General features: G+C 70.5%; 17 protein-coding genes and 1 pseudogene. 8 read left to right on the plus strand and 10 right to left on the minus strand.

Features of this window, described 5'->3' with window-relative positions; all coding sequences use genetic code 11:
- Positions 1–243 (minus strand): annotated as a pseudogene (locus ACRYMN_RS18915) (hypothetical protein); the annotation flags it as partial.
- A 251-nt stretch (positions 244–494) separates the two neighbouring features.
- Complete coding sequence (locus tag ACRYMN_RS18920; protein WP_432498482.1) at positions 495–1,352, minus strand: SH3 domain-containing protein; 858 nt, start codon at positions 1,350–1,352, stop codon at positions 495–497.
- A 1,549-nt stretch (positions 1,353–2,901) separates the two neighbouring features.
- Here ACRYMN_RS18920 and ACRYMN_RS18925 point away from each other — a divergent pair.
- The 3 genes from ACRYMN_RS18925 (at position 2,902) to ACRYMN_RS18935 (ending at position 7,013) form a co-directional block, all read left to right on the plus strand.
- Positions 2,902–4,269: a helix-turn-helix domain-containing protein gene (locus ACRYMN_RS18925; RefSeq protein WP_432498484.1), complete on the plus strand. Its 1,368-nt coding sequence runs from the start codon at positions 2,902–2,904 to the stop codon at positions 4,267–4,269.
- Entirely contained in the window at positions 4,269–5,552 is a 1,284-nt protein-coding gene (locus tag ACRYMN_RS18930; RefSeq protein WP_432498487.1) for an aminoglycoside phosphotransferase/kinase family protein, read from the plus strand. Before ACRYMN_RS18925 ends, ACRYMN_RS18930 begins: the two co-directional genes overlap by 1 nt.
- A gap of 528 nt (positions 5,553–6,080) precedes the next feature.
- Positions 6,081–7,013, plus strand: coding sequence for a phosphotransferase (locus ACRYMN_RS18935; protein WP_432498523.1), 933 nt, complete (start codon positions 6,081–6,083; stop codon positions 7,011–7,013).
- A 241-nt stretch (positions 7,014–7,254) separates the two neighbouring features.
- Here the strand turns inward: ACRYMN_RS18935 and ACRYMN_RS18940 are convergent, their stop codons facing one another.
- The 5 genes from ACRYMN_RS18940 to ACRYMN_RS18960 form a co-directional block, all read right to left on the minus strand.
- The gene (locus tag ACRYMN_RS18940) at positions 7,255–8,562 is read right to left on the minus strand and encodes a type IV secretory system conjugative DNA transfer family protein (RefSeq protein WP_432498489.1); all 1,308 of its coding nucleotides are present in this window, start codon (positions 8,560–8,562) and stop codon (positions 7,255–7,257) included.
- A complete protein-coding gene (locus tag ACRYMN_RS18945) occupies positions 8,559–9,110 on the minus strand; it encodes a DUF5615 family PIN-like protein (RefSeq protein ID WP_432498491.1) in 552 nt (183 codons plus the stop codon). The genes ACRYMN_RS18940 and ACRYMN_RS18945 overlap by 4 nt, the downstream gene beginning before the upstream one ends.
- A 20-nt stretch (positions 9,111–9,130) precedes the next feature.
- The gene (locus ACRYMN_RS18950; protein ID WP_432498494.1) at positions 9,131–9,538 is read right to left on the minus strand and encodes a DUF433 domain-containing protein; all 408 of its coding nucleotides are present in this window, start codon (positions 9,536–9,538) and stop codon (positions 9,131–9,133) included.
- Positions 9,539–9,792: 254 nt separating this feature from the next.
- Entirely contained in the window at positions 9,793–10,347 is a 555-nt protein-coding gene (locus tag ACRYMN_RS18955) for a hypothetical protein (protein ID WP_432498497.1), read from the minus strand.
- Between the two features lie 528 nt (positions 10,348–10,875).
- Positions 10,876–11,175 carry a hypothetical protein gene (locus ACRYMN_RS18960; RefSeq protein WP_432498500.1) on the minus strand — a complete coding sequence of 100 codons (300 nt, stop codon included), beginning with the start codon at positions 11,173–11,175 and terminating at the stop codon, positions 10,876–10,878.
- Between the two features lie 130 nt (positions 11,176–11,305).
- On the opposite strand from ACRYMN_RS18960, the gene ACRYMN_RS18965 reads away from it, so the two are divergent.
- The 5 genes from ACRYMN_RS18965 to ACRYMN_RS18985 all read left to right on the plus strand — a co-directional run bounded on the left by ACRYMN_RS18965 (position 11,306) and on the right by ACRYMN_RS18985 (position 15,414).
- Complete coding sequence (locus ACRYMN_RS18965) at positions 11,306–12,088, plus strand: twin-arginine translocation signal domain-containing protein (protein WP_432498503.1); 783 nt, start codon at positions 11,306–11,308, stop codon at positions 12,086–12,088.
- Positions 12,089–12,240: 152 nt separating this feature from the next.
- Positions 12,241–13,521 (plus strand): hypothetical protein, encoded by a 1,281-nt coding sequence (locus ACRYMN_RS18970; protein ID WP_432498505.1) that lies wholly within the window; start codon positions 12,241–12,243, stop codon positions 13,519–13,521.
- Complete coding sequence (locus ACRYMN_RS18975; protein ID WP_432498507.1) at positions 13,518–14,498, plus strand: vWA domain-containing protein; 981 nt, start codon at positions 13,518–13,520, stop codon at positions 14,496–14,498. The genes ACRYMN_RS18970 and ACRYMN_RS18975 overlap by 4 nt, the downstream gene beginning before the upstream one ends.
- 173 nt (positions 14,499–14,671) lie before the next feature.
- Complete coding sequence (locus ACRYMN_RS18980) at positions 14,672–15,136, plus strand: OmpA family protein (protein ID WP_432498510.1); 465 nt, start codon at positions 14,672–14,674, stop codon at positions 15,134–15,136.
- 116 nt (positions 15,137–15,252) lie between these two features.
- Positions 15,253–15,414, plus strand: a complete 162-nt coding sequence (locus tag ACRYMN_RS18985) for a hypothetical protein (RefSeq protein WP_432498513.1) — start codon at positions 15,253–15,255, stop codon at positions 15,412–15,414.
- Between the two features lie 1,133 nt (positions 15,415–16,547).
- Here the strand turns inward: ACRYMN_RS18985 and ACRYMN_RS18990 are convergent.
- From ACRYMN_RS18990 to ACRYMN_RS19000, 3 genes are all read right to left on the minus strand, one after another.
- Positions 16,548–17,069 carry a hypothetical protein gene (locus ACRYMN_RS18990; protein WP_432498515.1) on the minus strand — a complete coding sequence of 174 codons (522 nt, stop codon included), beginning with the start codon at positions 17,067–17,069 and terminating at the stop codon, positions 16,548–16,550.
- The gene (locus ACRYMN_RS18995; RefSeq protein ID WP_432498518.1) at positions 17,053–17,679 is read right to left on the minus strand and encodes a DUF4192 family protein; all 627 of its coding nucleotides are present in this window, start codon (positions 17,677–17,679) and stop codon (positions 17,053–17,055) included. Before ACRYMN_RS18995 ends, ACRYMN_RS18990 begins: the two co-directional genes overlap by 17 nt.
- Positions 17,680–18,219: 540 nt before the next feature.
- The gene (locus ACRYMN_RS19000; RefSeq protein ID WP_432498520.1) at positions 18,220–18,492 is read right to left on the minus strand and encodes a hypothetical protein; all 273 of its coding nucleotides are present in this window, start codon (positions 18,490–18,492) and stop codon (positions 18,220–18,222) included.
- Positions 18,493–18,946 lie beyond the last annotated feature (454 nt).

Consider the following 18,946-nt stretch of genomic DNA (forward strand, 5'->3'; position numbering starts at 1 on the left):
AGCTCCCACAGCTCGTCGGTGATCAGCTGACGAGGCTGAACAGAGGCGTCGGTGGCCATGCGATCCAGGCTGCGCCTGGCTCAGCGCGACACGCCAGAGCTTCAGACCAACTTCTGCAACGGTCTGTAACCCGGCCATATAGGCGCGCACCCGCACCCGCGCCCGCGGCTCGGCGCGGGCGAAGCGGTGCGCGATCCGCTGGTGCAGCCGGTCGGGCTCGGTCAGGGCCGTGTTCACCACCACGACACCATCATCCGCTACAAGCGCCGTTGTAGTAGTAAACAAGTCCGCTCTAGCCTCGTGCCATACGACGGAGGCGGCCGTCCGTGCGTGGACGCACCTCGTGCGACCGGAAAAGCGGGACGCCGCGGAGGAGGCTTGGCGCTGCCCTACGAGCGCTGGAGTATGCCCATCCGGACGCCGGGGTCGGCCGCTGACCGGACGCAAGCGAGCCCCGCACCTGGTTCATCGGGTACGGGGCTCGCTCACCTCCACTAGGACTCCAGCGGGATCACGCAGGGCGCGCCCAAAGCCCACCATGGTCGCTCGCACAGGTGGTTCCTCCAGGTGACCTTGTCGGCGAGACGGTGCCACTCGTGGCTCGTGAGCAAGGCGTTGAAGGGTTGCGCGCCGCGCGAGGTCAGGAGAGCGGAGCGCGGGCCCTTAGCGTGGACGTCCAGGATGAGGCGGTCACCGGCCTCGTTCCACTGAAGCTCGAACTTGATCCAACGCCGCGCCCCCTCTTCGGTGCCATCGAGCGACGTGAACTCCCATCCCGTCGGCCACGTTCGGTCAAACTTAATGGGGAAGTTGAACGGTCCGGGCAGGTCCAGCTCACACTGCTTCCCGCCCCAGACCCGCGGCCCGCAGTCCCGGTACAGGAACTCTTCGTCGAAGTTGTCGAGGATCTTGGCGGTGGCGGACTCCGGGGTGACGCCGAGGGTTCGCGGGTCCGTGTACGCCCCCAGGAGGAAGCGGTAGTGGTACTCGTACTCCTCCTCGCCACGCTCCGCCGGGATGGGGCGGTCCACCGAGTCCGCGCTGCGGGGAGGGGCCGGCTGCTCGCAGGCCGGTAGTCGCGTGTCGAAGCCGGTGAGGTCGGCGCGGATGTAGCGGTCACCGCTCAGCTTGGTCCACGCGGTGCTGTCCGCCGTTCGCACGAGGCACTCAGCGTCGGGCAGGCGCGCGCCGTTGGGCAAGGTGGCCACTTCGCTGGCGCCGGTCGAGGGTGCGCTGCGTACCCTCGCGTTCCCCCCGTTCTTCGTGTCGACGACGACGCCGCGGTCGAAGGCGTTGGCGCTGGGCGCGCTGCCGGCGATGAGCGTTAGCGCGAAGGCGGGGGCGGCGCACAAGAGGGCGATGCGACGCAGCCTCGACCGCTTCGGCGCTCGGGGTGCGGAGGTTGTACGGGGCATCACACGATTCCGATCTCATCCGTGTCGTTCGAGAAGGAACCGAGCTGGCGGGCGAGCCCGCCAGCTCGGCGTGGTACGCGGCGCAACTCCTACTTCGCGCTGAGTCTCACCGGCCGCGGCTGGGGCCGCTGGGGCCCGTGGGGGACGGCGTGGTCGTCGGGGTGGGCCGCTGCACCGGGGTCGGGGCGACGGTCGGGTTGTGCAGGGGCGTGGGCTGGTAGCTCATCGCTGTCCTCCTGGTCCAGGCGGCCCGGTGATACCGGTCAGGGGCCGTGGGTTGTCGACAGCACGACCGGGTGGTCGAGCTGCATCTCGCTCCACTTCGTCTAGATCCTTGACGGCATCCACGCTGCAGCAGCTTCCGTTGGTGTCTAGTAAGCTGCCGGATGAACCCCGTAGGGATTTCGAGGTAGCGGTAAAGCGAGAGTGATCGACCTCAGAGCTGCCGTCAAGGCTCCATCGGTCACGAAATGCTAACGAACCCGGTAAGTGCACTTCTAGCCTAAGATCTTGCCTTCGAGTGGCGTCAGTGCGCGGACGTCCGAGGGCGGGGTCGGTGCCCGTGGGCGTCCCGGGGTGTGGGGGTGGTGCCTGCTCGGGACCTGGTGCCACCGGGGTCGGCGGGGCGTTCGAGCCTCCTTGGGTCCACCGTCCGGCAGGTCCTGGGCGGTGTCGTATCACCTGGTCCCAGCCGCGTGCGGTGCATCGCCGAGACCGCGGACGTCAGCCCGCTGGCCCTCTTGCGCGACCTGGACTGGTCACCGCGGCACAGGTCACCGCGGCGCGGGTCACGGCGACGCTGGTCACCGCGGCGCAGGTCACCGGGAGCAGAAGGTGGGCGGTCATGGCTGGCGCGGTGGGGACGGTGCTCAATCGCGAAGGACTGGACCGCGACGAAGCGGCCTCGCCGTGTCTGGCCGCTCGTGCTCGTGGAGCGGGCCGCCGAGCTGGGCGCGCACGCGGCCCACCTGGTGCCTGTGTGCACCCCCTTCGGTGAGGCGTTGCCGGCGCTCGGGGTGCGCGAGCCGCTAGTCCGGCGCGGGTGGCGCGATCAACGTTTGAGGGCGTGCGCGCAGCGTTGCTGCCGCCAACACCTCGCGCCTCTGCGCGCGAGCGGCTGCGGCAGTGCCGGGTGTACCCCGGGCGGCGGCGGCGGTGCTGCCCGGGAACGTGATCGAACGGGAGCGGCTGGCTGGGTCCTCCTGCACCGCGCGTCCTGCACCGTCATCGTTCGCGGGGCGCCGCGGCGCGCGTGACAGTTCCGTGGCGGCAACATTATGGCTTGCCGTGGCCCACGGTAGCAAGCAGGTTCTTGTCATACGCGGCGGGTACACCGCGAGCAGTCATGCGCTTGCTAACCTCTAGTGTCCATTATATAGACAATCGACGGCTTGAGAAGCCCCTGCGTGGCATCAATGGCTTCATCCGGATCGCATCTTAGCTGCGCGTATCGGCAGAATCTTGGCTCGGGGGGTAGGGTGGGCGCATGGTGCAAGCGGAGACGAGCGGTCGGCAGGCCTGGGCGCACCGGGTCATCGCGATGATGCGACAGCAAGGACTGACCCGTGCTGAGGTGGCTGAGCGGTTGGAGGATCCCGTGTCCGAGCGCACGCTGCGCAACATCCTGGACGGGGTGGTGGCTCCCACGCCGCAGCGGGTGGCGCAGATCGCTCGTGTCGTGGGTGTACAGCCGATGCTGCTTTTTCGTGAGCTGGAGTGGGTGACGGCTGCTGAGGCGGCGGCCGTGGATTCGCGTTCGGCCGCCGCCGGTGCGATCGAGTTGCTCAACCACCGGCGGGTGCACCTGCCGCGCGGGGCGTTGCTGCTGGTCGATCGGGCCCAGGACCTGGGCTACGACACGTTCACCACGACGGTGCCCACCTCGGCGGGAGTGCCCTGGCGTGACTACGTGGGGTTGAGGCCTCCGGAGCACTACGGCCAGAGCAAGGACGGGATGCCCGATGAGGAGCTGGCTCGGCGCATCCGAGCGGACTTCGCCGTCGAGCTGCGTCTGGCGCCGGCGCTGCTGGAGGACAGCGACCACTTCCGGCGTCCGGTGCATCGGCTTTGGCCGCACGCGCAGGCCTGGTTCTGGGTGCCGCGGCTGATGAGGACGCGCGAGGCGCGGGTGCGCCAACCGCTGGCGCACGCGGTGAGCACGCTGGTCGTGGTCGGTGAGCATGGCAGCGGCATGGACGACATCGGCGCTTACCTGGCCCAGCGCGCCGGGTGGGGGTACGTCAACACCTCCTTCGAAGCTCAGCGCGCTTTCGCGCGCGACCCGCGCGACCCCCTGGCTCACGCCCAGCGGTGCCTGGACGTCTGCGAGGCGTACTTGCGCAGCGAGCTCGGGCAGTTCCGGGTCATCTCCCACGGCAATCCCGGCACCTCCGTGCAGGTCATCGACCTGCTGCGTCGCATCGAGAGTGAGCGGCGCGACCGGCAAGGTCATGGGTCGGTTGGTCGGGTAGCGCTGGTGTACGCGAAGTCCAACGACGCACTGATCGAGTACGGCACCCGCATATGGGGCACGCGGCTTGACCCGGTCGTTCCCGAGAGCACCGCTGATTACCGCCCCGTCAACGAGGCGGCGGTGAAGGAGCTGGTGCACGAGATGTCCACGACGGACGGGGCTGATACTACGACGGGTCCGATCGTCGCGGACGATCCCGCAGCCCGCGTGCAGACCGTGGACATCTGCCTGGACGCCAGCCAGCTGAGCGCTCGCAGGTCCAGCCAGCGCGAGGTGGACCTCGACCCGCTGTACCGCCAGGCGACTGAGTCGGTCTGGCCCGCCCTCGATCCCGGTGCCGGTGCGATTGCTCCCGTACCGCCCACACCGCAGGATGCGTGATGAGCCCCGAAGCCCACGGCGGTGAGGGCATCGAGTGGTCCATCGTGATGGACAGCACACCTTCAACCCCACCGCCAGCCGAATCCTCGCCCGTGTCCTCGGTTGAGCCCTTCCCCGTGTCCGAGGCTGCCTCCTCAGCGCGGCACGATGAGGACGTCCAGGTGGCCGACGACATCGAGGTGGCGCTGGCCGCGCAGATCGCTCTGGTCGAGCGTCGCGTCGCAGGCGGCGGTGACCTGCTGGCCGCTGAGCGGGAGCACGCACGCTTGGCTGCCGAGCAGGTGCGGCGCCTGCACACCAGCTTGCGCCTCGGCCCCCTGCGTCAGTCCCTCAGCCGCGATCGTGCCAAACCTCAGTTCCTCATGCTGTTCGAGGACTTGCAAGGCGATGCAGTGGTGCTGAAGACCTACGGTCGCATCAGACCCGGAGAGGCGTGGACCCAGCGCTTGTGGCACCAGGCGGGTGTGCGGGTGGTGCCGGTGCACGCCTTCGGTGACGACCCGGTCAGCTGGCTCCTCATGCGCCACCTGCTCGTGGAACCGCTCAGCGCCGGCGGTGAGCCGGCAGCCAGGACTTCTGTGGGCGAGAGGGTGGCGCTGACCGCGGAGTTGGCGGCCCTGCTGGAGCCCGCACACGCCGTGGGGGCCACTGCCGTGGGGGCCGCAGCCGTGGGGTGTACTCCCGCGGGAGCTGCTGCCGTGACGGATGTGACACCACATCAGCCACCACAGGTGGACGAGGACTTGCAGGTGGGCGAGGACTTGCAAGTCGATGGCGGCAGGGGAGTTCTCGAGCAGCTGCAGACGCTGCACCAGGCGATCGGTCGGCACCTGGGTGGAGCGGTGCGCACCTTGCAGCACCACGGCTACAGCGCTCCTGCCTTCCAGGACCAGCTGCAGCGGTACCTGAGCGGGGACGCGCTCACGCTGCTGCACGGGGACCTGGTGGACGGCAACGTCGTGCGCGATGCGGGTGACCACGGCCTGGTGCTGCTGGACACCTGCGGTTACGTCGGGCCTGCGGAGTTCGACGCGGCGCGCTGGGCGGCGCGCACGGGCGGCGCCGCGCACGCGCGCGAGCTGCTAGCGACCTGGCTCAGCGTCGAAGCCGGTCTGGACGAGCACCGCGCCGAGGTGCTGCTCGGGCTCGAGCTGCTCATGGAGGCAGGAGTCCGCGAGCTGGTCAAGGCCGAGCAGCACCGACCGTGGAACTACCCCGATGCCACGACGCTGAACCTGCTGAGCGCCGCAGGTGAGCTGCTCGCGAAGGCACGACGGCCATGAGCGCCGCCGGCCCGGCGCCGAGCCCGGTCGCGACTCCAAGCGTGGTCGCGACTTCGAGCCCGGTCACGACTTCGAGCACGATCAGTGTCCGGCTCACCGCACCGCTGCACCGCTGCCGGTTGCACCACCGCTACTCGTTGCACCACCGCTACTCGTTGCACCACCGGTGCCGGTGCCGGTGCCGGTGCCGGTGCCGGTGCCGATGTCGCTGGCGGTGCCGATGCCGCCGGCGGTGCCAGCAAGTTGATCACGATCATGGCGTCGACGCCTCAGCTGGTACCACGCTGTGGGCGCGCAGCGCCCAGAACATCACGACGCGGCGGTTTGCGGCGCACACCGGTTGCTCCATCACGTCGGCGTTCCGTGCGCTGCACCTGCCGCTGCCTTCGCAGGTGCCTCCCAGGGCTGCTGCTGGCGCCTGCGCCGGTAACAGCAATGACCCCTGCGGTGTGCGCTGCGGTGCCGCACGAGAGCGCTTTGCGCCGACCGCTCGGCACGCTTCCCGCGTCGATGTGTTGATCGTTGACCATGCCCGGTGAACTTGGATTGCTCAGGATCCTCGCGCAGCGCATCGGCGCTGTCGATGAGCGTGAGCGTTGTGGAGGTGCGCGCTTCGCAGGCGAGGGCATCACGGTGCGGCGTGCCGCCCGAGCTGCCCTGGCGCTGATCGACTCACTGCGCCTGGCAGATCCCATCGAGGACCTGCTGCCGGCCGATAAGGTCAAGACGCACTTCCTGCTCAGCGCTCACGCTGGTGCACGCCGCTGCGTGCTGAAGGTCTACGGCAGCCCACGCCCGGCTGAGGCCGCGGTGCTGCGCTGGTGGGCACAGCACGCGCTGAACGTGGTGCCTGTCGAGGCACACGCCGACGATGACGTCAGCTGGTTGCTGATGCCTTTCGTGCCGCTCCGGCACGCTCTTGCGCAGCCGTTCCGCGAGCGTGAGGTGCTGTCCTTGACGCGTGAGGTGGCCGGCCTGATGGCGCGCGCGCACACACTGGCGCTGCCGCCCGCGGTGGCGCTGTCCAGATCATCGGATGCCCTTCACGCTCGGCAGCCGGCAACGCGGCAGCAGCCGATGCGACCGGGCTCGCGTGCTGACCCGCGTGCTGACCCACGTGCTGACCCACGTGCGGGCTCGCGCGAGGGCCTGCACGGTGGTGTGCTCGGTGGTGCGTTCGCTGAGGCAGCCGCGCGTGCGTTGGACACCGACGCCTCGGCAGTGTGCTTGCACGGTGATCTCTCGATGGACAACGTCAAGCGCACCGGTGACGGGCACTTGATCCTGATTGATCCGTGCGGGTACCTAGGACCCGCCGAGTTCGACGGGGCCCGGTGGATCGCCCGCTGGGCGCAGCGGGGCATCGAGGCGCGTGCGCTCGCGGCGGCTTGGCAAGACGGTGAGCAAGACGTGGACCCGAGGCTGTTGTTGCGCTTGGCCGCGGAGGAATCGATGTTGTGAGCGTGAAGTTCTGCACGTAGGGGTGTGCGCCGCAGCGGTGCTCACCGGTTCCGGCGTGCTTGGCCGGACACCGGAAAGATCGGCGCAGCGGTGGTTCCGGCGATGGCCGAGGCGGTCCTGACTGGTGCGTCTCCGCGCGTGAGGGAACCAGCACCGCGGGAGTAGCGGGTGAGTGGTACGGGGGTTGGATGCGGGTGCTGCGGGTGCTGCGGGTGCTGCGGATGCTGCGGGTGGAGCTGCATCAGGGGCTCGTGGCGTGCTGCAGGACTTCCTCCCACGGGATCAGCTTGACGAGACGGCCGGTCCAGCCGCACAGGTACAGCGCATGGTAGGGGCGCAGCTGAGCGATCTCCCAGGTGCGCCACAGTGGTTGCTCCCGGTAGCTGGTGCTCTGGGAGGTGCTGGGTCCGCGTCCGCTCTTCTGGACGGTGGCGGTGCTCTCGCTCTCGTGGCGCACGCCGCTGAGGGTCTCGATGTCGTCGAGGAAGGCGCGGTCGCCCAGCTCAGCGAGCACCACCCGGTCGCGGCAGTTGTTGATGATGGTGCGTGCTGGGCCCTCGCCCCAGCGTTCTTCCAGCTGTGCACGGTCTTGCGCGCCCAGCAGCAGGCGAACCCCCTGCCCGGCACCTTCTGAGCACAGCGCCGACAGCGAGGGAAGTGGGGCGGTGTTGGCGACCTCGTCGAGGATTAGGGACAGTGCCGGGGCGTGCCGGTCGTGCTCGTGCAGCCGGTAGCGCGCATCGGCCAGCGCCTGCACCAGCACGGCGATGATCGGGCCGAGTTCGGTGGACCAGCGCGAAGGGCAGACGATGTGCAAAGTGTCCTGGCTGCGCACGAAGGCCTCGACGTCGAAGTCGGCCAACGTGGCGCGCTGGGCGGCGGCCGGGTAGGCGTACAAGCCCACGGCCTGCTCGGCGAAGGACCACACCGCCACGACAGTGTTGCCGCCGCGGCGGGTGCCGGCGTACCCGCGCAGGATGCTGCAGGCTTGCACATCGCTTTCGCGCAGGTATTCGGTGGGCGTGTCGGCGTCCTGCGCGGCGATCCAGGTGAAGACGTCGGTAATGGACAGTCCGGCGCGCACCGCTGCCCACAACAGGGCCGCGAGCAGCCGGGCTGCTCGCTGGGTCCAGTAGGCGTCGTTGTCGACCCCGGAGCGGCTCATGCTGTAGGCGGTGTCCATCAGGATGCGCCCGACGAGCAGAGCGAGCTCGAAGCTGGTGACCAGGCTGAGCGGAGAGAAGTGCACCGCGCGCGCGTTGTGGGGCACGCTCACCGCGCCCATCAGGTCTAGGACCAGAGTGCTGCCAGGGCCGCGGTGCGGCAGCATCAGCAGGTCGTCCTTGGTGCTGCTGCACACCCGTGGGCCCAGCAAAGCCGCCGGGCTCTGCTGGGCACCGTTCAGCCGCAGCACCGCGTTGGCCAGGATCGAGGTCGTCTTGCCGGACTGCGTGGGACCGCAAGCCAGCAGGTGGCACTTGGGGCGGCTGACGATGAAGGGCTGAGTGCGGCCGCGGCCGACCAGGAAGCCCGCGAAGTCCTCGGTCACAGGTCCGGCTCCTCCTTCTGGGGCTCGTGCAGGTCGGGCTCGAGCAGTTCGGTCCGGTGCAGCTCAGCGTCGCGCGAGTTGAGCTCGATCGAGCAGGGTGCAGCGCAAGCGCGTTCACGGTGCTGTGCTGTGTCGGTGGCGGGATCGGACAGCTGTCCAGCGGTGGGTCGCTGTCCTGGCTGGCGCGGTGGTGGCAGGTCCGGGCGCAGATCCACCACGCGCGGCTGGTCCTTGCGCAGGTCGATGAACAGTCCGGGCTTGATCCGGTCCTGGTACTGCGGCACGTATGTGCGGATCTGCTTGATCTGCTCGCCTCGGGAGTGCTGGGCGTTGGTGACCACGATCGCCGCCGGCTGGTACTGCGTACTGCGGATGTGCGGTGCGATGCGGCGGTCGTTGGTGAGGAGGAGCCGTTGCTCCTCGTGCGCCAGGCCGGCGACGCGATCATCGGGCGCCTCGGCCCCGAGGCGCTCGACGGACTCCTGGACGTCGAAGCGCTCCTCGTCCAGCTCCGCGCCGACTCCCGTTAGGCACTCGTCGATGAGCACCAGCACACGTCGGGGTTCCATCACGAGTCCTCGCTGAAGCCGTCGTCGGTGGCGTGGTCCGCCACGCTGGTGCCCGTAACCTCACTTCTTGCGTCGGCGTGCGGCCCGGTGAGGTCGTGCGGCCCGGTGAGGTCGTGCGGCCCGGCGGGGGCGTCCGGGTCGTCCGGGTCGTCCGGGTTGTCCGGGTCGTCCGGGTCCTGCCAGCCCGTGGGGTGTCGGTCGATGAAGTCGGCGACCTGGTGGACCTGCTCGACGCTGATGCGGTAGTCCCGGCAGATGTCGGTCTCGCTCTCGCCGCGCTGCAGGGCGTAGGCGATGACGGCCACGCGCAGCCGGGTGCCTTCCAGGCGCCAAGCTCCCCCGGCTACCACGTGCGGGTCGTGCACGGTGTTGCGAACAATCAGGGGGTGGTCGGGGTCACGCTCCACGGTGAGCTCCTGCACTGGTAGAGGTGGGTCGGTTACTGGAGTACGCGCAGGGTGCGCCGGCTCGCGCCCGAGGTGGAGCACGTGCCCTGCTGCACGCGCACTGGTGCCGGCCGGCTCCGGCGCGAAGCGCGCGGTGCCAACGGGGCGGTGTCAACGGGTGCTAGTTGATGTGGTGCCAGTTGGTACGCGCCAGCGCTGGCCGGACGGGCTGATCGGGGCGGTGGTGGGCTGGGGTGAGCGAGCGGGCCTGGCTCTCAAATGATCAGCGCGTTGCTCGCGAGCACCAGGGCGGCGATCAGCAGCGTCGAGGTGATCAGTGAGGCGCTCAGCGTGCGCGGGCGCAGCCGCACGCGCGTGGCGGTCAGCTCCACCCGGCCTGCGTGCAGCACACCGGCGATGAGCCAGCCGCTGACGCGCACTTCGGAGCCGTAGAGCAGGCCCTCGCCGGGGTGCAACAGGCGCACCTGGTAGGCGCTGCCGCGCTCGTCGAGCACGTCGAAGACGACGGACTCGCGCGGTGCGCCCACCGCGTGCACCGCGGCGCTGAAGGTGAGCCCGACGACGGCGCTGAGCAGGCGCAGCAGCCCGGTTCCCAGCGCGAGCGCCACACCGCTCACGACTCTGGTGAACATGCCGACGATGACGCCGCCGATGACGCCGCCGAGCACGAGCAGGAGGCCGGTCAGGACGAGCAGGGACACCAGCAGCAGCGCCAGGGCCATGGCGAGGTGCGCCAGGGTTCCGATCAACCACGAAGCGCCGGCCCCGGTGGTGAGGACCAGCAGGACCGCGGTGAGGGCTGCAGCCAAACACGCGGGCACTACCTGTGGTGGGCGGTGGCGCGAGCGCACGGGGTCGCTGTCGACCACGGCGCACACCGTTGACCGGTAACCCCAGCGTCGGGCCAGCGCGATGCTTGACTGCGCGGGTCCTGAGCTCGAGGCGTCGGCGTCCGGTGGCGTCTCGGTGCGCTGCCGCGCCAGCGGCGGCTCGCAGCGCGGGCACGTCTCGGTGTGCGGGTTCAGGGGCAAGCCGCACCACTCGCACGGCCGAGGGTCCATGGGTTCCATCGAGAGCCTCCCTTGCAGAGGTCAGTGGGCTCGGCGCGGTACGGCTGTCCGGTGAGCACGCACCTCCTGGCGAAGGGCGGATGACCTCACCGGCCGGCATGGGGCCCCGCTCGCTGAGCACCGCTCATGATCAGGGAACCGTGGAAGTCGATTGACCAGAATCATGTCAGAGACTTCTCGATTCGTCCATCGACCGTGAACGTCATTGGCGTCGTGGCGGGGCCAGGCAAGACCCTTGACAAGTGCTGATCCTGGTCTACTAATGACTCATACGGTCAAGGAGACAGCAAGAACGGCATCGATCGGTAGGAAGTTAGCTTCCGGTCGCGAGAACACAGAGGCCATGATCTTGCCGATGAAGATCAGAATCTCTGTCCCATGAGTGCTCAAGGCCTCCCTGCGCGTACTACGGGTCGCCCGCGTCTTCAGGGGCACCTCGTCACCGGCGCCCGAAACGCCGGCTCTGGCCACCACCTCGGTGGTCACCGCCGTCGCACCTGGCCACTGGCGGCCCGCGCGATCCATCCGCTGCAGCGCCACCGCAGGCAGCGCCACCCGCCACAGCACCAGCCACGGTGCGCTGGCCCGACCTCCCCTGAGACCGCACCGGCTGCGGGCACGCCTGTACCCGGCGGCCCGGGCGAACCCGACAGCAGCAGGCGTGCAACCACCCGACGTACGGCAACGGAGGAAGATCATGTCCGACAAGCTCATCCTCGACCGCCGGGCCTTCCTGACCGGCTCGGCACTGACCGGGGGGTGCGCCCTGCTGGGCGGCTGCAGCTCCCTGACACAGCTGACCGGCACGCCCGACCAGCCCGGTGGCGGTGCGGTACTGGCTCTCGAGGCCGGCCTGGTGCCCACTGCCGAGCAGCTGCGCCGGCTCGACCCTGCGCTCGAGCGCGCCGTGCGCGAGGGCATGGACACCGAGCTGTGGCTGCTGCACGGGCCCTCGGCAGCCGGAGCGCGGCAGGTCGTCTTCAGCGAGCAGGCGCAAGGCGGCAAGTTCCACGCCGTCGGAGCCAACCCCAGCGCCTGGGAACGTTCGATCGTGGCGACCTTGCAGCAGGCGCGCGCCGAGGCCGCGCAAGCGCTCGAGCAGGCGGGCGTCGACGGTGACACTGCTGACAGCCACACTGTCGGGAACGGCGACGGCGGTGCCGATCCTGTCGGGTTAGTGCGGCGCAGCATCGCGCGTGCGCAGGCGATGCCGAGCAAGGGACCGCGCCTGGTCAGCGTCGTCGTCGCGGGCGGTGCCCAGCGCACTGCCGAGCTCGACGTCGTGGCCCAGGGCCTGACCGTGACCACGGCGAGCGAGCTGGCGAGCCGGCTGCCCACCATCGACACCGCCGACGTGCAGGTGCAGATCCTCGGCGTCGGTTCCTACCCCGGCAGCCAGTACGCCGTGGACCCGCAGTTCGCCGACGCCCTCATGCCGTTCTGGCGCGCACTGTGCCCCGGGTGCGACGTGCAGTCCTGAGTCAGCGGCGTCGAGGTCAACTGCTCTTCCGCACTGCCGCCCCCACGCCTCAAGAGGTCTTGAGAGACCCGCGTGGGTCCTTCGAGACCAGGTCCCGGCTCGACCTGCACCGCTCGATCCACCGCTGCTGACGTTCGGACCTTGGAGGAACCATGAGCATGACCTGGTTGGCCACCTTGTTGGCCCGGCTGGGGGAGAGCACCGTCTCGCTGCCCCTGGTGCTGGTCTTCGCGGCGCTGGTGATCGCTGGACTGGTGTACTGGCGAGGTCGGCAGCGCACGTTCGTTCGCCCGGAGCGCTACGCCACCAGCAGCGTGCCGCGCGGCACCGAGAAGTCCCGCCGCGAGGCGCTGTCGGTGGCCAAGCTGGTGCTGCACGACGGTCTGGACCGCACCACGCGCAAGGCGGCCGTGCGCGTGGCCATCACGGCGATGCACCGCGAGCGACCCGCCGTGGCGCTGCAGTGGGCGGCCGGTCGCTTGCAGGAGGCAACCTGCACCCTGGACGCGGTGCGCCGACAGGTCGCCGGCCAGCCCGTGCCGGGAGTCGGCTCCACCGTCGTCGCCTACGTCGTCTTCCTGGGACTGTGCCTGCTGGGCGACGTCAGCGTCGTCACCGGCCGCATCACCGCGCACGAGCTGAACACCACGTTGTTGTCCGCCACGCTGACGTCGCTGGCGCTGGCCGTGACCCAGTACGCCGTCGGCAAGGTCTTGGGGGCGGCCTACGTCGACCACCTCATGCGCAGCACCCGCAAGCCGGTGCTGCCCCCGCTGGTGGTCCTGGCCGCGCTGGGGCTGGCGTTGGGAGTCCTCAGCTTCGGCTGGCAGCTCGCCTGGATCGTGCTGGTGATCGCGCCGGCCTTCGGCGCCGCGGCGCTGTACGTGAACACGTACGACCCCGACGGGCGCGCGCTGCGGCGCGCGCAGGTTGGCTACCGCACAGCCCGCACCGTCGCCTGGATGTCGCTGCGCCTGCTGGTTGTGCTCGAGGGCCGCTACCAGGCGTCCCTGACGGAGCTGTACACCCGTCTGGGACGGGTCGTAGCGCTCATCGACGCCGAGCTGCTCGCCGCCGGCTTGGAGGAGAAGGCGCCCTTCGTGGAGATCACGCACGAGCTGGCGCAGCCGCTGCTGCCCCAACCGGCACGCCTGGGCCGGACGGAGCAGCTCATCCAGCAAGCCTTCGTGGCCGCCACCGCAGCTGGTCTGACGCGACCTGCGGCGCCTGAGCAGTCGATAGCGCCCGCACGACCGGCGACGCCCGCCCAGCGCGAGGCCCCGACCGCGCCTGGCAAGCAGGGCACGCGTAAGAAGATCGTCGCGATGCCGGATACCACCGCCGCCGGCGCGGCAGCCACCACTTCGGGCGGCAGCACAACGAGCGCTCACGTCAACGGCGCGCGCCGCCCGCTCCAGGACGGTCCCCGGTGAGCCGCCAGCGCACGCGCGACGCACGGTTGAACCGGCCGGTGGGCAAGGACTGGCTCGGTCGTGTGGCCTGGTGCGCGGTGCCGGTACTGCTGGGGTCGGCCCTCGTGCTGGCCGATCCGCCCGGGCAGCCGCCCAGCGCCCGCCCCGGTGAGCCGGTCAGCGCCGACGTCACCATCACCGCTCCCAGCATTCCCGGTCTCCTGGACCTGCTGATCGCCTTGGACGTCAGCAACTCCTACGCGCCCTCGCTGCCGGCGGTCAGAACCCAAGTGGGCGACCTGGTGCAGGAGATCACCGCCTCGCGCGCCTCCCTGGCGCTCGCCCTGAGCGGCTTCGCCGACGCGGTGGCCACCGAAGACGACCCCCGGTCGGGCTACCAGCCGGTGCTGCCGTTCGGAACACCGACGGCGCGCGAGGTGGACGAGGCGGTCGGCCGTCTGCGCGGTGCCGACGGCGGGGACATCCCCGAGCAGATGAACGAGGCCGTGCTGCGCCTGCTCGAGCAGAACGGTGCCCTGCTGCGCGAGGACGCGCAGCGCATCCTCATCATCGCGACCGACGCCCCCAGCCGCCCGGACGGACCGGCGACCCGGGAGGTGCTCGAAGTGCTCAAGGCGTACGACGTGCACGTCGTCGCCCTGGTGCCCGACGACGCCGAGGCCACTGATGCGCAAGCGCTGGCTAAGGCCACAGGCGGAAGCGTGCAAGAGGTGGAGCGCGACGGTAGTGGTCTGACCGAGGCGGTGCTCGCCGGTGTCGGCACCCTGCCGCAGACCGTGGTGCCCCAACTGCAGCCGGGGTGCCCGCTGCAGGACGTCACCTTGAACCCGCCGCTCCGCAATCGCGTGGAGGGTGGCTCCGCGGTCGACGTCCGCGTGAGCGGACGCATCGCCGAAGCAGCAGTGCCCGGCTACCACCAGTGCCGTCTCACGTCCGGCGGCACCGGCACCTCTTTCACGGTGCGGGTTCTGCCGTGAACCGGCACCGCCCGCGCGCCGCTGGCCCGCTGACTCTGGCCACCCTCCTGAGCGCGGTGTGCGTCAGCTGCACCGCCGCGCCGCCGCCTGGCGTGACGCCCCCCACCGGTACCGCGCCCACGACGTCGAGTGCACCGCGGGCGAGTGCTGCTGACCCGGCCGCCAGTGCCCCCTTGCCCACCGCCGGGGCCATCACCGGCGGGTTGCCCACCGCAGGTGTCATCGATGGACTGCTACCGCGTCCGGAAACGACACCCACACCACCGCCGTGCTCGGGCTTCACCGTCACCGGTGCCGCCTTCGCCACTGGCGAAGATGAGCTGACTGCCCAGGGGCAAGCTTCAGTGGCAGGGCTGGTCGGTGAGATCGCGGGCAAGCTTAAGGCACCGGGTGCATCGTTGCTGATCGTAGGCTTTACCGATCCACGTCCGCCGCGTGATGGGCGCACCAACGAAGACCTCAGCAGGTCCCGGGCCCAAGCAGTCGCCGACGTGCTGACGAGAAGCTTGGATGGAGGGCAGCCGGTGCTCGTGGAAGGACGCGGCGCCCGGGAAAGGCTCAGCACCGGCACCACCGAAGATGACTACGCACGCGACCGCCGGGTCGAGGTCATCGTCAACTGCCCGGTCAGCCAGTAGAGCGTGGCGTACAAGATCATCGTACACCGACACCTTTCGAGCAGACAGGCGAGTGTGCACGCCTGTTTAGCACGGCCCTCTCACTAATGATCAGCGCACGACACACCACTACAGGAGTGATCAAGATGCCCCAGCAATACCCCGAGCAGAAGCCAGAAACCGACACGCCCATCTACGATCAACTGGCGCAGCAACACGTGAACGCCGCTGTAGATGCAGCCAAGCCGACCATCCCCGATGCACCAGATCCTGACGTTGAGCCTGACCTGGAACCATGAAAAACGACTACCAGGTACGTGGCTCCGAAGTGGGGGCGGCAGAGGTACAGGCCCTGCCCCCAGCAGTTGCTAGCTGAGGTCTCCCATGTCGAGCTGAAATAGGTAGGCAAAATGGTTACCGGGGCGGGGCCGACGTCGATGCAGAGCGGTGGACGATGAAGTGCGGCGCGAGCTCGTCGCCGACTCGCACGTCCTCGCACGCCTTCCACCGCTGCAGGTAGCAGGCGCTACAGGTGGCCGGCAGGGTGCTCGCGGGCCTGCCGCTGTCGCCGGCACTGGTCGAGCTCGGCGCGGGTGATCGGCCCGGCCGCCGTGACGGCGGCGACGTGCTCGCCCCTGTGGGCGCTTCGTCGCGTTCGAGGGGCTCTTCCCAGGTGAAGCAGCACGCGGACAGCTGGGGAGCAGGTGCAGCTGCGGGTACGGCGCCCGCGTCGGACCGCACCGCACCGCACCGCACCGCACTGCACGGCCACGGCCCTCACGGGTTGACTGCTGCGTCAGCGCTCGGGGCGCTGGCCGTGTCAGTGGTTTGGTCGGTGCGGGCGGCGCTCGCGGATGCCTCGCCTGCGGGCGCCGGCGCGGGCAGCGTGGGCGCTTCCGGCTGCGGGTCCGGTGCGGGCTGGAGGACGTGTTGGTCAGCACGTGGTCGGCGGGCAGGACGCCCCAGCGCATGAGGCCGTGCTCGGAGCACCCGGTCCTGGCTTGGGCCGCGGGTGTCGAAGGGCCAGATGTCGGAGGGCACCGTCACCCGGCGGGTGCCGCTCGTGCCGTCGAGGTGGGTGATCGGGTGGCGCTGGTGCATGGGCTGGTCGACGGTTCACGCGCAGCCCGGTCCCCTGCACAGGTGCCGGTAGGCGAACGGGGTGCCGTCCGGGCTCAGCAGCACCGTGTGCATCAGCGTCGTGTACGTCGGTGTCGATGGCCAGGCGCACTCGCTCGGGGGTGGGACTGCTCGTGCGGACGTAGACCATGGAGCCACTTCCTTCCTGATGGGGGTCCTCCGCTGCGGTGGTCTCGTCGGGGCGGCAGGTGAGCGCGCTGGTGCGCTCGACCCCCTGCCGCCCCGGCAGCACCGGGGCGGCAGCGGCTTCCGGTGCGGTGGGCGCCACCGGGATCGGGCCGGGTGGTGTTCGTCAGCCGCGAGCGGTCCACTGCGGTGCCGCGAGCGCCATGAGGCTGGTGGCGACCAGGCGCGCCAGGCGCTGGGCGGGGTCGCACCGCAGCGCGGCGAGCGCGCAGCCTTCCGCGCGCACCCCTTCGCCGATGTTCCAGTAGGTGAAGGCCGCCACCGCCCACGCTGCAGCAGCGGCTCGTCCGTTGGCGTGCGGGTCGATGTGCCGATCGACGTGCCGGGCCAGCAGCACGGCCAGGTCGCTGATCGCGTGTGCCCGCTGGATGTTGGGACGCGCCTGCAGCAGCCGCGCGACGCCCGCACCCGCGCGCTCTCTCGCGTCCACGGTGCCGGCGGCGGCCTCGGTGTCCAGCAGGGCGCTGATGACCGCGCCGGGGTGCAGCTCCTCGCCCTCGGTGGCGCCCCGCGTGCTGGTCTCGTGGGGCGCCTGCTCGGGCAGGGCGTCGAGCAGCACCGCGTCCCGGAGCGCCGGGCGCGTCAGGGCGGCCAGCAGCCGGCCGGCCTGCTCAGGGTCGAGCTGCACGCGCCGGGGCGGGCAGCGGGGACTCATCCGGTGCCAGCTGCTCACGGGTGGTCCGCGCGCTCATGCCCAGCCCGACCGCCTCGGCGTGCATCGCGCTGGCGCGCACAGCGGCCAGCGAGCGCCCGCTGAGCGGGCAGCACCGCTCGTCGGCGCAGTCCAGCGAGCGGAAGCTGTCGGCTCCGACGAGCACGACGTCGAGGACGTCGATGCCCAGCCGGGCCAGGTGGGTGCGGGCGGTGCGCACGGTGACGGCTGCCGGGTGGCTCAAGGCCGGGGAGCTGGCGGCGGTGACGGGATCACCGGGCGCGCTCGCACCGTCGCTGGCGCCGTTGTCGTAGACGACGAGCATGAGGGCGCGCACGTCGTGTCGCGGCATCCAGTCGGTCAGCGCCCGGATGCAGTCGCGGCTCGCGCGCTCGACGACCTCCTCGCTGCCGCCGGGGGGCAGGTCGGCCCGCGCGATGATGCCCACCTTGCGGTGCTCGGGAGAGGCTTCGTCCGCGGCGGCGAACTCGAGGGCGACGATGCTCGCGGTCGGCTCGAAGCCCATCCGGTAGGGCACCAGGGCGAGCAGGTCGGGCAGGGCGTTCGCGCGCAGGGTCTGGCTCACCGGATCATCCGTTCAGTCGCTGGGGGGGTGGTGCAGTGGCGGAAGGAGCCCGCCGCTGCCCCACCTGTCGCTGGTACCGGAGCGGAGTCGCGGCCCCGTTTCGATGACTAAACACTAGCGCACTATGAAAAGTCGCGCAAGGGGTGGCCCGCGGACCGGGTAGGCGAACCGGTGAGCGTCCGTGCAGTGACCAGCCACTGCACGGACGCTCACTGCACGGACGAGCGGACGGCTCGCCGGCGGGTGCTCGCGGGCGAGCGACGGGCTCCGCTGGAGCCCAGAGGTGGTCACCGGGCCCCAGCGGGCGCTGGGTGGGGTGGGCGCTGCTGGTTGCTGGGTGGGTGGTGCCCGCGAGCGCCGAGGGAGGGGCGGCGCTCGCGGGGGTGTGGGGGCTGCCGGTGCGCGAGCTGGTAGGCCGGCTGGGTGGCTGGGTGGTGGCGCGGCGGCGTGTGGCCGGGCGTGGGCCAGCGCGTAGCCAGGCGTGGCTGGGCGTGGCCCGTGGGGCCCCTTGCAGGGGCCCCACGGGTGTGGGGTGGGGGCTCAGCCCCAGCGGCTGTCCCAGTCCTCGAAGAGGTCGCGCTCGGTGGGCTCTGCGGTGAGGGGGTCGAGTATGTCGCCGGGGTCCACGTCGTTGCTGTGCCCGCAGGTGGGGCAGGTCCAGACGGCGACGGTGTGGGGGGAGTCGAAGGTGACGTCGACGTCGTCGTCGTAGCCGCAGTCGCTGCCGTCGGGGGCGGTGCCGTTGCAGGTGAGCCAGAGGGTGTGGGTGTAGCTGTCGATCCGGGTGCCGGGGTTGATGGTCAGCAGGTTCACGGTGTCCTCCCTGGACTGTCGCTGGTGTCGGTGCGGGGTCGCTGTCCCCGTCCCGATGCCTTAACTATAGCAGCCTAACGACAGGGGGTGCAACCCCTGATCCGCCCCCGTCGGGGCGGGGTTGTCTGCGCCGGTGCCCGCGTCAGCGGGCTGGGGGAGTTTCCGCTGAAACTGCCCGAACTCCCGGCGGGTTTTCGCTCGCCGGCAGGCGGGCGGGAAGTCAGCGGAACTCCGGCGACGGCGCAGCCGACCGCGCCAGCGGGCGCAAGTCGTTGCACCGCAACGCGCACCGCGCTCAGGCGGCGCCAGCCGCCCCGTGAGAAACCCACCTGCTTGCGCGCGCCAGCGCGCCCACGTCGACCCCAGCCACCCACCTCGTAGGCCGCGCCAGCGGCCCGTGGGCTGGCCCGCGCGCCAGCGCGGGCGGCACGAGGCGGCGCGCCAGCGCCGCCTC

The sequence above is a fragment of the Kineococcus gypseus genome (genome assembly GCF_050871305.1).
GTDB classification, from domain to species: Bacteria; Actinomycetota; Actinomycetes; order Actinomycetales; family Kineococcaceae; genus Kineococcus; species Kineococcus gypseus.

Excerpts from the sequence above, each read along its gene's own strand:
- ACRYMN_RS18925 (WP_432498484.1), top strand. The coding sequence starts at position 2,902 with ATGGTGCAAGCGGAGACGAGCGGTCGGCAGGCCTGGGCGCACCGGGTC.
- ACRYMN_RS18930 (WP_432498487.1), top strand. The coding sequence starts at position 4,269 with ATGAGCCCCGAAGCCCACGGCGGTGAGGGCATCGAGTGGTCCATCGTG.
- ACRYMN_RS18935 (WP_432498523.1), top strand. The coding sequence starts at position 6,081 with ATGCCCGGTGAACTTGGATTGCTCAGGATCCTCGCGCAGCGCATCGGC.
- ACRYMN_RS18965 (WP_432498503.1), top strand. The coding sequence starts at position 11,306 with ATGTCCGACAAGCTCATCCTCGACCGCCGGGCCTTCCTGACCGGCTCG.
- ACRYMN_RS18970 (WP_432498505.1), top strand. The coding sequence starts at position 12,241 with ATGAGCATGACCTGGTTGGCCACCTTGTTGGCCCGGCTGGGGGAGAGC.